This window comes from Photorhabdus sp. S10-54, assembly GCF_963878145.1.
Taxonomy (GTDB): Bacteria; Pseudomonadota; Gammaproteobacteria; order Enterobacterales; family Enterobacteriaceae; genus Photorhabdus; species Photorhabdus kayaii.
This window is the reverse complement of record NZ_CAWNXG010000033.1, coordinates 43634-54346: the sequence shown is the minus strand read 5'-3', so window position 1 is coordinate 54346 and position 10713 is coordinate 43634. Positions and strand designations below refer to the sequence as shown.

The following is a 10713-nucleotide window of genomic DNA, read 5'->3' as shown; positions in this document are numbered from 1 at the left end:
ATACAGCTAGCGTATTCCATAGGGGTTTTGATAACATGGTTCTCGGCATGATGGTAAGGCATGGTTGGTTTTTGGCGAAAGCAATTATACCCAATCATCATGCTGTTCAATAATTCCTCTCAAAACGTCAACAGCCCCTAGTTCATCATAAGAATATTTTTGCTGAGAAACTAAAGAGCTTAATACACGATATTCTTTTTTATCTATCGTATAACTTGTTAATCTTGCTGTTATTTTATCCGGTAAATCAGTGAACTTTTTTCTTGATTGTGGGGATGTTTGTAAGGTAACAAGCCAATCCTTATCGCCCAGCTTTCTGACCTCTTCATAGTTTAAATCCTTCTTTGCCGGTATCATCCAGAGCCTCTCTATTCCTGTTGTCGCCCATTGATTTAACAGGCCTAAGGAATAGTAACCTCTGTCAAATAAGGTTAAGGAATAATCAGGGGTTCGTTCAATAAGGCGACTGGCTAAAGTCATTTCACCCACATGTCGTGAATCAAAGGCACTCTCAAGTAATAGATGACTTGAAAGCTCTATCAAACAGCACATTCTTACCGAGGGATAATCGTTTTCTCCATATTTGTTTTTTTCACAACCGAACTCGCTTCTATTCTCAGGGTTATCCTGTGTTCTGAAAACAGCACCATCAACAGCAAGAAGGTTTAAACCACACTGGGATTCAAATTGCTGTGTATTAAAATGACGCACTGCAATTAATTAAAATACTTCTTTTACTGCATCAACACCAAGGCGTTGACGGGCTTGTACAATAGCGCTCGGTGCGACCAACGTCTTTTTACCCGGTAATGAAATATCAAGTTTACTGGCGATATCCCACACCGACTCATGACGAAAAAAAGCCATTCCAATGACAGACCAGATGACTGAATCTAATGGCAAACGTCGCTTACGCACAGTTGCTCCACCAGATTTTTCAAAGGCTTGCTTGAGAAGGTCGCTATCTAAAAAATGGCTAAGTTTATTAAGAGAAGAAAGTTCTTCACTGAACGACATGGTTGAATCTAGCAACAATTGAAGTGACATAAAAAATCTGGTATCAAAGTTTGACACCGGATTGTGAAACCTTTTAAGGATCTGTCAACCGATCATTTATTTTCTTAACTGATCGGCATTAGGCATGAGGCCCGGTAGAAGTTTCTTTTGGTGTATAGGCCTGTGCATTTTGTGAGTGGGTATTAGTCAGCATGATTATCTGGTACGTCTGTATTAGTTTATCGATTTCAGAAAATCTATCGACAGACTGGCGGTCTGGGTTGAGTTTGAAATACAATTGTCTCCGACTCAGGCAGCGTTATTTCTCTTTTGCAACAAAAAGCGAGATAAGCTCAAAATCCTGTACTGGGATAAAACCGGGTTTGCCTTATGGTACAAGCGGCTGGAAAACAAATGGCCTGCGTATCTTCAGTGCATGGCGCAATGCCCGACAAACCCGCTCTGCGTCTGCCGTTGATGACATCGCCCAACCGACAACACGACGTGAATACAAATCCATGACCACCGCCAGGTAGCTCCAGCCTTTCCCTGTGCGGATATAGCTGATATCCCACACCAAAGGGTATTCGTTTCCCGGGGGGGAAATTCACGTCTTACCCGGTTCGACGAATCCACCGACTCCTCAGGGCAAATCCGATAACGATACCCCCCGGTTGTCGATTTATCAGACCGCACTTTTTCATCAAATGACACACCTTCCAGCGACCTACCGGAATACCGGCTTTCCTTAGTGGGTGCATTAACGTGCGACTCCCCGCCGCCCCACGGCTGGCCGAGTGTAGTTCCCTGAGCCGCATCTTAATTTTCAGCCGGCTATCATCAATCACTTTCCGGCTCACGGCATAATAAGCACTACGGGAAACGTTCAAGAGACGACAAAGGTCAGTGACCGGCCAGCGCCGACTTAGCCGTGTGATTAAAGCGTAAACTTGCCGGGTATCTTGCTCATCAACACGGTAGTCTGCTTTAAAATGGCTTTCTCCATCTCCAGACGTCTGACCTAGGCTTCCAGAGCTTTATGAGACTCAGATCTTCCATTTCTTTCACGATTTGTTTGCAATCGCCACGCGCTTCACAGCCTTTGGCTTTCGCCGCAAAATCCTCTATCTGATCTGCGCTCAAAAAGTTATTCTCAACTATAATTTAGTGGAGAATAAAGTAAAAACTCTAACTCAAGACTGGGATTCTGTATTAATTTTAAGACTGTTATAAAAATCTATAATGCTATTTAGATCAGTATTCCATTCAGATATTTTTATTCCGTCTTCATTGTGCGTAGTACGCGATTCTATGAAGTTATTTATCTTCTCTGGAGTAAAAACTGGACACTCATCTAAAAAGAGGATGCTATTTTGCAAGAAAACTTCCTCACCTGCGGAATATATGACCCAAACAAATATAAAATTTGTATAATCAGGTTCATACATTGATACAGCTAGCGCCACAGGTTTTTTACTGTGTATACCCTCCTCAAGAGAAGCTCGCCAACTTCGTTTGTAATCCTCAAAGCTCCAATAAGATAAAGGTATGTGAACTGCTTCTGTAAATGTATCAATAATAATTGTTGCAGGCAGAATTAGCTCATTGTTTTCTCTGATGGGTGCATCACTGGGAAATATACCAAACATCAATTAGTCCTTAACTCTGTTCAGATCATTATCGTAAGTCCCCATTCGCTTACCTCTACGGTCAAATATTTTCCAGCCATTAGTAACATTATGGCTATCAACATCGGGAGTAATATAGGTTTTTCCATCAAAAAATACAGGTTGCCCATGTGAGTTAAATGGTGCTTTAGGAGGAGCTATTCTCCGATCAAAGCCTAATTTTCCTGCTGCTTCTTGGGTTTCTTTTCCTTTCAGAGCCAGATAAGCTAAGCCGTCTTTATTCGGCTCTTCCGGAATCGGAGTAATTGTGGTATTTCCGCTAGTATCCGACTTACTTTCTGTGTTGCCGGTATGATTTGGCGCAACACCAGACCGATTTTCCTCATTGCCTGTATGGTTCGGTATACTGCCCGGCTCTAATTGCTGGTTTCCTCCTGTATGATTAGGGTATTTCCTTATATCACCGGATTGATCACTACCGGTATGTGTTGGTAGGTCAGTTGGATTAGCAACTTGAGTGTATTTATCCTGAAGTGTATTTAGGTAACTCTCTGTAATTGCATCATTTCCCATCATTTGAAGCATAATCAAATGATCTAAGTCTTCTGAAGAAATCTTATCAGCGATTTCCTTCGCTACCACTCCGGTTATACCCGCCTTAACGCCTATCTCTAGGACTTTCTCTGCCACTTTAGCTCGGCACGGAGCAGCTATTGCACAACCTTCTGTTATTAGTTTACAAAGGAAATTATTATCAGTTACAAGTTAACAGAGAAGAAAATCCCAGCCCAGTGGCTGGGATTTCAGACCGCTGACAAGCCTCGTTGAAAATAACTGCGGCGTTTTTCAAGGCAGTTGTCGCCTGATGCAGTAAAATTACGTTTATGCCGCTTCTTTTTCCGGATTTAGATAAACTTCCTGTATGGGCTCCCAGTTACGGATCTCTTTACTCCAGCGCTCCGGATGATGTTGATGTGCGGCTAGGTATACTGCTTTTCTGTTCAATAATATTTGGGTATCTATGCCCCGGTGACGTTCATCTGGGGTGACATACTTGATCCCGCTATGTTTATGCTCAAAATTGCACCAGCTGACGAAACGAGTCACCCAGTTCCTTGCTTCATCAATGTTACTGAATCCATTTTCGGGCCACCAGGGACAATATTTCAGCGTACGGAACAGCGACTCTGAATACGGGTTATCGTTACTGACCCTAGGGCGAGAATAGGAACTGAGGATACCGAGACTGTACATCTTAGCCAGCATGGTGTAGCTGCGCATCGGGCCACCATTATCTGAATGCAATATGATATTCTGGATTGAGCATTTTTCGCTCCACACGGCCCGTTGGAGTAGATTTGCTGCATGTTCTCCTGATTCGTTGAGGAAGACTTCAGCAGCAACAATTTTCCGGCTAAATATGTCCAGAATCATGTAAAGATAAAAATGTTGACCTTTGATCCATGAAGGCAAATAACTGATATCCCAGCTCCAGACCTGATTGGGTGATACGGCTTTTAATGCGTCAGGACGCTTATACTGGTTTTCCCGACGTCTTCTGGTCAGTCGTTTATTCACTTTAAGTATCCTGTAAAAGGTTGCTTCTGAAGCGATGTAAATTCCTTTATCAGCAAGTGTGGGAACAATGACATTTGGTGACAATCCAGCAAACTCAGGCGAGTTGCAAATATCCATAATCTGCTGACGCTCAGTCTCCGATAATTTATTTGCGGGGAGCCGGTGAATGGCTTCGGGACGGCTATCGGCAAGTATCTGCCCGTCTGGCGATTCCATCCAGCGCTGAAGCGTTCTGACTGAGATACCTATGCACTGACATGCACGGGTTTTACTCGCGCCGGGCTTGATGCCCGGCTTAACCGCCGATACCAGATGTTGGTTAAACAACCTATGACTCCTTCAGACCCGCTCGCCTGCGCAATTAAAGATGTCGCCAGTGCCCAGAAAACCACGTTCGCGACGACCCAAGCTATCTGGCGTTTTCTCAATAACGACCGCATCGCCTTTAGCCAGCTTAACGAACCGATTATTCAGCTTGTGCGCAAAGAAATTGCCCGTTCTTCTCATTTCCTTAATCCTTTCTTGCATGAGCCATCATTGAATAAAATTCTTGCCTTTTGTACTTATCATGACTGATTCAACTTCAACAGAAGAACCGGAGACACGCTTCGTTTACCCGTGGTTGAATTGGAAACGTTTGAATTATTGCGTGCGGTTTTCATCGATTAATTTTTATTCCCGGGAAAAGAGTTTTGCCTTGTTCCTGTCAGAGGATGTACTAGGGTTTCGGGAAAAAAGGGGAGATTAATCGTGTTGAAAAAAATTAACATCCTGCTGGCGGGAATATCCACAGGAAAAAAGTCACTTCCACAACCCACCGCCATCCCAGAAACGGTCAAAGCAGGCTACTTTTTGCCGTCTGAGTCCAGGCTGCTGTTAGATACTGCCCGGCGGCGACAGTGTTTACAGTCTCTGTGGGACAATAGCACATTACCCAAAACACATTATCAGGCGCTGTGGCTGGCCCCGTTACATGAGTGTGTTGCATTGATGCAACAACTTCCGGCACCACCACAGGGACCTTATGCCCATCAGGGCGGCTTGATTGATGTGACTCTGCAATGTACTGCGTTTGCGGTACGTCTGCAAAAGGACAGATGTTACCGCCGGGTGTGGCCCCTGAGACGCAGGCAGAACAAAGTGTGATATGGAACACGGTGGTGTTTTACGCTGCGTTATTTCATTTTTTACCTGTTTTAGCCCAGTTTGACGGTGAACTGGACGACGGGCAACCTTGGTATCCTGGGTTGGCTGTGCCGCAGGTGCCGTATCGTTTCCGGTTCAAAACTACTCCAGTGGAGACGATGGTTGCCTGTCATTTCGGGGGGTACTCGCCGGGCGGTTGTTGCCGGCTAAGGCGTTGACCTGGCTGGCGTCTATACCTGATGCCTTCTCTTCGCTGTTTTGTATTCTCTCCGGTGAGATGAAGGAAGATGACGCGATAGGTCAGATAATCACAGAAGCCCTGAGTCAAGCCGGTTCGCCGGCAATATTCTCTGTCTCGGTTGCATCACCGCAAATTATTGCCTCAAAAAGTCCTGATGTTTCTGCTACGCTTTTATTAACCGCAATGGAAAGTGTTCTGCCCTCTCAGAGACGGCAGGAAGATAACACGATGACTGAAATTGTTTCATCAGCCGTGAGGCCAGTTGATGAGATCTCTTCTACCGTCATGACCGTCACGCCGGAGAAGGGGATGCCGCCGGATGGGAGCACGCAACAGTTATTGTCACTAATGGGGATGAATGTCGCGGGCACAGTGACAGAACAGGTTATGACCAGTGAAGCGGAAATCGTACCTCCATACACGCCGGGGCCTTCACAACACGCGGTTCAGACAACATTGCAGAACGAAAATGCTATTGAGACATCTTGTATTGGAGAGCAATTCTGGGACTGGTTGTCCGCTGGCTTAATGCAGAATGTGATGACCATTAATACGCAAAAAGCCCGGATACATCTGGTCAGTGGTTTTGTGTTTGTGAGTGCGCCTGCCATTTTCTTCCTGTTTCTCGGTGAAAAGAAGCAGGCGGATGGCAAAGAGGTTAGCCAAAAATGGAAACGGGTACAAACTGCATTCGAGCGGTTGGAACGACATCGAGTAAGTCGTGGAAAGTGTTTTTGTTGTTGTCATCTTTATGATTCGGCTGATCGGACAGGCTCCTATCAACGTGTTCATGGCTACTTAATCAAAAACACTTTGCTTTATCGTGACCGTTCTGTACCAGAAGATAGCCCTTTTCTCATGATTTCATGAGAAAGCATCTTTAATAACAATATGTTATTTTCTGCGCCCCGCAATGGGTTTCTAAATTGATGAATTGATGAAGTAGAGATGGACAGTATGACTTGGGATAACCTGCTGGATGAATATTTTTTTGCCAAAATCTTGCGACCGGCTACTGAGTCGAGTTATCGCAAGGTGGTGAATACATTCCAGGTGTTTGCAGGTGCCGACAATCGGCCTGCTCAGGTAACCCGACAGCAGGTCCTGGCGTGGCGCAGATATGTGTTGCATCAGCGCGGACTGAAAGGTGTGACCTGGAACAGTAAGATTGCGCATATGAGGGCGGTGTTCAATTTTGCGATAGAAGAAAAAATACTGCCCCAAACGGAAAACCCATTTAATGGTGTGGTGGTTAATGCGAACAAGAATAAAAAGAAAACATTGACCAAAAAACAACTGACAGCCTTGTATCTCACGATGGGGCAATTCGAAGAGCGGGAGCGACAGATGGGGGATAACCATCGTGCCTGCTGTGCATTATATCCGACTTGGTATTGGCTGACGGTACTGGATACGTTGCGTTATACCGGGATGCGGCAAAATCAGTTATTACATATCCGGCTTGGAGATATTGACCTGGATGAGCGCCGGATTATTCTTTGCTCTGAGGGGAGTAAGAACCATTATGAACACCAGGTGCCGGTGGTGAAATGGTTGTATCCGCAGCTGGAGATTTTGCTGGAACGTGCGCAAGCCGCTGGGGCAAAACCCAGTGATCCCCTGTTCTGTGTGAACTATTTTACTGCCAAAACAGACAGAGGAAATGAAACTGATCAATTACAGACGATAAAGTCATTCTTTCGTCGTTTGTCAAAAGAGTGTGGATTTGATGTAGGCCCCCACCGTTTCCGGCATACTTTGGCAACTGAACTGATGAAAGCGCCTGATCGTAATTTGCAAATGGTACGCGGATTACTGGGCCATCGCAGTATTACGACTACGATGGAATATATTGATATCAATCTGGATATTGCCGGGCGTGCGCTGGAGCGTGAGTTGATGCTGTATATTGATGTTGAGCCAGAAAGAGGCGAAATGCTAATCGGATAAAACAGAATATTCTCGCTGTTGTCTGAATTTGCCTTTTTCTACATAAATAATTCCCTGTTGCAAGATGGGGAATTATTTTGAACCGATACAATCTTCCATAACTCACCTTCTTCTGATCAATTGGGAAATCTTAACAACCGATATACAACATCGTGTTAATTAATTCGTTGATTTTGGTTTGGATGGCTTGACAGTTACAATGGAACTTGTAAATATTGCGCTCGAACGAAAATAGAACATTTGATTTCTCAGATATCCTGAATCTAGAACCCCTTTAATTAACATCGAAATATTGCATGATTGAATAATACTACGCGATGCACTTTTAGGTTCCGATATCGAACGCTCGTTGAGTCTTCTTATCTCTCAACCAACGCGTTTTGAATTGGTGCCCGGAGGCGGAATCGAACCACCGACACGAGGATTTTCAATCCTCTGCTCTACCGACTGAGCTATCCGGGCAACGGGGCGCATTAAACCGTATTCGGTAGAACCCGTCAATAGATTTCTTTGAAAATAGTGACTTATGCTTTGAAATTATTCGATTGGCTAGAAATATAAGCAAAATAATAATGGAGAGTAGAAAATTTGCTCTCCGTTATTTTTTTAATATTTTAATGTGTTAATGATGGTAGTTTTTCTGGGCAGTATTGACTTTCATCAGGTAGCGACGTGATTCTGCCGATGGATGTTTGGTTGTCAGGGTTTCATAAACGTCACCCGGCGCCATGTTATTAATAATTTGAGCCGCTTTTTTCTTATCGCTAGAAAATACTCTTAATACACTACCGGCACCACCGTTGTAAGCCGTTATTACTGCGTAGCGGCGAGATGTTGCGTTAGTGATGTCAACCAGATAACTGTTTTGTAATATCGATAAATATGCAGTGCCGGCATCGATGTTATTTCCTGGATCAAATAGATAACTACGGCTTGGTTGCCCTGATTTACCTTTCATTTTAAAGACATCACGGCCAGCAGTATGTTGTACAACTTGCATCAATCCAAGTGCATCAGAACGGCTGACTGCATAGGGGTTGAAGCTGGATTCTATTTGCATAATTGCCAAAATTAGGGATTCATCTATGCCATATTTAATGGAAGCTTGACGAATCAGTGGCAGATATTTATGAGCACGTTTGTCCAAATGGTTTGGTACCAGTTGTATAGTGACAGACCAAATGACATGTAAACCGGATTGGCGTTTTTGTAATTTGTTGGCAATCAGATAATCTGCAAAGTGTGTTGCTCGCCATTCCCAACGAATCGGTTGGCCATTATTGTCCATAACTTGTCCGTAAAGGAAAGGTTCTTTACTGATCTGAATATCGTTAGTATCAGAATAAAGATCAACGGAACCTGGATCATCACCCATTAATAAGGTCGTGATAATGGCCTTGCGTAAATAGGTTGTAGGGTCAATTGGAGAAATTGTCTCAATCGTGATCGTTCCAGCTTCAAAATTGATATGGCTACGGGTCCGGTATTGATCGGTATATTTAACGTAATCCTTTGGGCCTGCAATTAATACTTCATGCAACCCCCAAATGTTCTCAATGTTATGAGCAAACTGGCCCATCAAAATATCAAAACCATTGGTATCTTTTATATATTCTTCGCGGTATTCACTATTTTTGTTGCTGGTACAGGAAATAAGAATTGGGGCAATAACAAACAACGCTAACAGTTTTTTCATCTTACATTGCCATCTGGTGTTGAATACAACATCAGAGCCAGTGGCTCTGATGAAAGCTAAATATTATTTTTCTGGTGGGGTATATCCATCAATTTGAATATCATGACCTTCGAACAGGAATTTGTTCATTTCCTGTTCAAGTAATTTGCGATCTTCCGGGTTCATAGTGTTGAGTTTTTTCTCATTGATCAACATGGTTTGTTTGCTCATCCATTGTCCCCACGCTTCTTTGGAAATTTCATTGAAAATGCGTTTGCCCAATTCGCCGGGATAAAGCTGAAAATCCAGTCCTTCGGCTTCACGTTGTAAGAAAGTACAAAAAACAGTTCTGCTCATAATAAATCCTCAAAATAGTGGGTATGGGATTCAGCTCAGTTGTTGTAATAGATATTCAACTGGTGCTGCCAGCCCAACAGTTGCGGGTTGCTGTAAGTTATACCAAAGTCCTGTATTTTCATCCATGCAGGTCGTAAAGGATAAGATATTTATTTTTATCGGCACAATATCTAGATGAAAATGGCTAAATGTGTGGCGGAATGCGGTGAGTTGTTCATGTTTACCGTGAGAAATACCTGATTGTTCTAGCCAGCCGTTTAGCAAATCCATGCTCTCAAACTGAGGAAACGCAAACAAGCCCCCCCAGATCCCTGTTGGTGGGCGTTGTTCTAGCCAGACAGAATCATTATTCTGCATCAGCAAGAAATAAGCTGTTTTCTCAGGAATGCTCTGTTTAGGTTTTTTACCGGGATATTTTGTCCAGCTATGGTTAGCGTAAGCGATACATCCTTGATTTAATGGGCAGATTTCACATTTCGGTTTGCTGCGAGTGCAAACCATTGCGCCTAAGTCCATCATAGCCTGATTAAAATATTCCACCTCTTGTACCGGGGTTACATTGGTGCTGATTTGCCAGAGGCTGCTTTCGACCTCTTTTTTACCTGGCCAACCTTCCACGGCATAACAGCGGGCCAATACCCGTTTAACGTTGCCATCAAGAATTGGGAAATGTTTACCTTGAGAAAGTGAAAGGATTGCGCCTGCTGTTGAACGACCAACACCGGGTAGGGCAACTACATCTTCAAAAGTTGTCGGGAATTTCCCTTGGTGCCGCTCCACAATCTGTTGTGCTGCTTTATGTAAATTACGAGCGCGGGCGTAGTAACCAAGACCGGTCCATAAATGAAGGACTTCATCAAGGGGGGCTGCGGCAAGTAAAGTCACATCGGGAAAACGTGAAATAAAGCGCTGAAAATAGGGAATGACCGTCGCAACCTGGGTTTGTTGCAACATCACTTCTGAAAGCCAGACGTGGTAAGAGGTCTTTTCCAGTTGCCAGGGCAGGGTTTTACGACCGTAACTATGGTACCAATCCAGTACCACTTTGGAGAATTGCTTTGCTTCCATCATTGGGATAATTATCTTTAGGGAATATCAGTGTTTCGTGAACAGGATTGCAACATAGTGTTACTTCACTGTAA

At 43.9% G+C, this 10713-nt stretch carries 14 protein-coding genes and 1 tRNA gene; 4 read left to right on the top strand and 11 right to left on the bottom strand.

Annotation, left to right across the window (positions count from 1 at the left end):
* Positions 1–84: 84 nt before the first annotated feature.
* The 7 genes from AACQ83_RS16890 to AACQ83_RS16860 all read right to left on the bottom strand — a co-directional run bounded on the left by AACQ83_RS16890 (position 85) and on the right by AACQ83_RS16860 (position 4529).
* Positions 85–711, bottom strand: a complete 627-nt coding sequence (locus AACQ83_RS16890; protein WP_158537790.1) for an IS4 family transposase — start codon at positions 709–711, stop codon at positions 85–87.
* A 9-nt stretch (positions 712–720) separates the two neighbouring features.
* Complete coding sequence (locus AACQ83_RS16885) at positions 721–1047, bottom strand: transposase domain-containing protein (protein WP_112878768.1); 327 nt, start codon at positions 1045–1047, stop codon at positions 721–723.
* Positions 1048–1384: 337 nt separating this feature from the next.
* Positions 1385–1516: a hypothetical protein gene (locus tag AACQ83_RS24695; RefSeq protein ID WP_370446069.1), complete on the bottom strand. Its 132-nt coding sequence runs from the start codon at positions 1514–1516 to the stop codon at positions 1385–1387.
* A gap of 94 nt (positions 1517–1610) precedes the next feature.
* Positions 1611–1844 carry an IS3 family transposase gene (locus AACQ83_RS16875; RefSeq protein WP_146748308.1) on the bottom strand — a complete coding sequence of 78 codons (234 nt, stop codon included), beginning with the start codon at positions 1842–1844 and terminating at the stop codon, positions 1611–1613.
* Between the two features lie 345 nt (positions 1845–2189).
* On the bottom strand, positions 2190–2645 hold the full coding sequence (locus AACQ83_RS16870; RefSeq protein ID WP_112878766.1) for a hypothetical protein: 456 nt from the start codon (positions 2643–2645) through the stop codon (positions 2190–2192).
* Positions 2646–2648: 3 nt separating this feature from the next.
* Positions 2649–3314 carry a toxin C-terminal domain-containing protein gene (locus tag AACQ83_RS16865; protein ID WP_275658145.1) on the bottom strand — a complete coding sequence of 222 codons (666 nt, stop codon included), beginning with the start codon at positions 3312–3314 and terminating at the stop codon, positions 2649–2651.
* A 192-nt stretch (positions 3315–3506) separates the two neighbouring features.
* Complete coding sequence (locus tag AACQ83_RS16860; RefSeq protein WP_112878764.1) at positions 3507–4529, bottom strand: IS3 family transposase; 1023 nt, start codon at positions 4527–4529, stop codon at positions 3507–3509.
* Positions 4530–4532: 3 nt separating this feature from the next.
* On the opposite strand from AACQ83_RS16860, the gene AACQ83_RS16855 reads away from it, so the two are divergent.
* From AACQ83_RS16855 to AACQ83_RS16835, 4 genes are all read left to right on the top strand, one after another.
* On the top strand, positions 4533–4778 hold the full coding sequence (locus AACQ83_RS16855; RefSeq protein WP_113048458.1) for a hypothetical protein: 246 nt from the start codon (positions 4533–4535) through the stop codon (positions 4776–4778).
* Between the two features lie 174 nt (positions 4779–4952).
* Entirely contained in the window at positions 4953–5348 is a 396-nt protein-coding gene (locus tag AACQ83_RS16850; RefSeq protein WP_240000840.1) for a TraI domain-containing protein, read from the top strand.
* An 88-nt stretch (positions 5349–5436) separates the two neighbouring features.
* Positions 5437–6459 carry a helicase/relaxase domain-containing protein gene (locus tag AACQ83_RS16840; protein WP_240000839.1) on the top strand — a complete coding sequence of 341 codons (1023 nt, stop codon included), beginning with the start codon at positions 5437–5439 and terminating at the stop codon, positions 6457–6459.
* A 78-nt stretch (positions 6460–6537) separates the two neighbouring features.
* Positions 6538–7539, top strand: a complete 1002-nt coding sequence (locus tag AACQ83_RS16835; RefSeq protein ID WP_112878763.1) for a tyrosine-type recombinase/integrase — start codon at positions 6538–6540, stop codon at positions 7537–7539.
* Positions 7540–7925: 386 nt separating this feature from the next.
* Here AACQ83_RS16835 and AACQ83_RS16830 read toward each other — a convergent pair.
* The 4 genes from AACQ83_RS16830 to mutY form a co-directional block, all read right to left on the bottom strand.
* A tRNA-Phe gene (locus AACQ83_RS16830) sits at positions 7926–8001 on the bottom strand.
* Between the two features lie 160 nt (positions 8002–8161).
* Positions 8162–9235 (bottom strand): membrane-bound lytic murein transglycosylase MltC, encoded by a 1074-nt coding sequence (gene mltC / locus AACQ83_RS16825; RefSeq protein WP_112878762.1) that lies wholly within the window; start codon positions 9233–9235, stop codon positions 8162–8164.
* Positions 9236–9298: 63 nt separating this feature from the next.
* Entirely contained in the window at positions 9299–9571 is a 273-nt protein-coding gene (locus AACQ83_RS16820) for an oxidative damage protection protein (RefSeq protein WP_112878761.1), read from the bottom strand.
* Positions 9572–9601: 30 nt separating this feature from the next.
* Positions 9602–10642, bottom strand: coding sequence for an A/G-specific adenine glycosylase (gene mutY / locus AACQ83_RS16815; protein WP_112878760.1), 1041 nt, complete (start codon positions 10640–10642; stop codon positions 9602–9604).
* Positions 10643–10713 lie beyond the last annotated feature (71 nt).

Excerpts from the sequence above, each read along its gene's own strand:
- AACQ83_RS16885 (WP_112878768.1), bottom strand. The coding sequence starts at position 1,047 with ATGTCACTTCAATTGTTGCTAGATTCAACCATGTCGTTCAGTGAAGAA.
- AACQ83_RS24695 (WP_370446069.1), bottom strand. The coding sequence starts at position 1,516 with ATGGATTTGTATTCACGTCGTGTTGTCGGTTGGGCGATGTCATCAACG.
- AACQ83_RS16870 (WP_112878766.1), bottom strand. The coding sequence starts at position 2,645 with ATGTTTGGTATATTTCCCAGTGATGCACCCATCAGAGAAAACAATGAG.
- AACQ83_RS16855 (WP_113048458.1), top strand. The coding sequence starts at position 4,533 with ATGACTCCTTCAGACCCGCTCGCCTGCGCAATTAAAGATGTCGCCAGT.
- AACQ83_RS16835 (WP_112878763.1), top strand. The coding sequence starts at position 6,538 with ATGGACAGTATGACTTGGGATAACCTGCTGGATGAATATTTTTTTGCC.
- mltC (WP_112878762.1), bottom strand. The coding sequence starts at position 9,235 with ATGAAAAAACTGTTAGCGTTGTTTGTTATTGCCCCAATTCTTATTTCC.
- AACQ83_RS16820 (WP_112878761.1), bottom strand. The coding sequence starts at position 9,571 with ATGAGCAGAACTGTTTTTTGTACTTTCTTACAACGTGAAGCCGAAGGA.
- mutY (WP_112878760.1), bottom strand. The coding sequence starts at position 10,642 with ATGATGGAAGCAAAGCAATTCTCCAAAGTGGTACTGGATTGGTACCAT.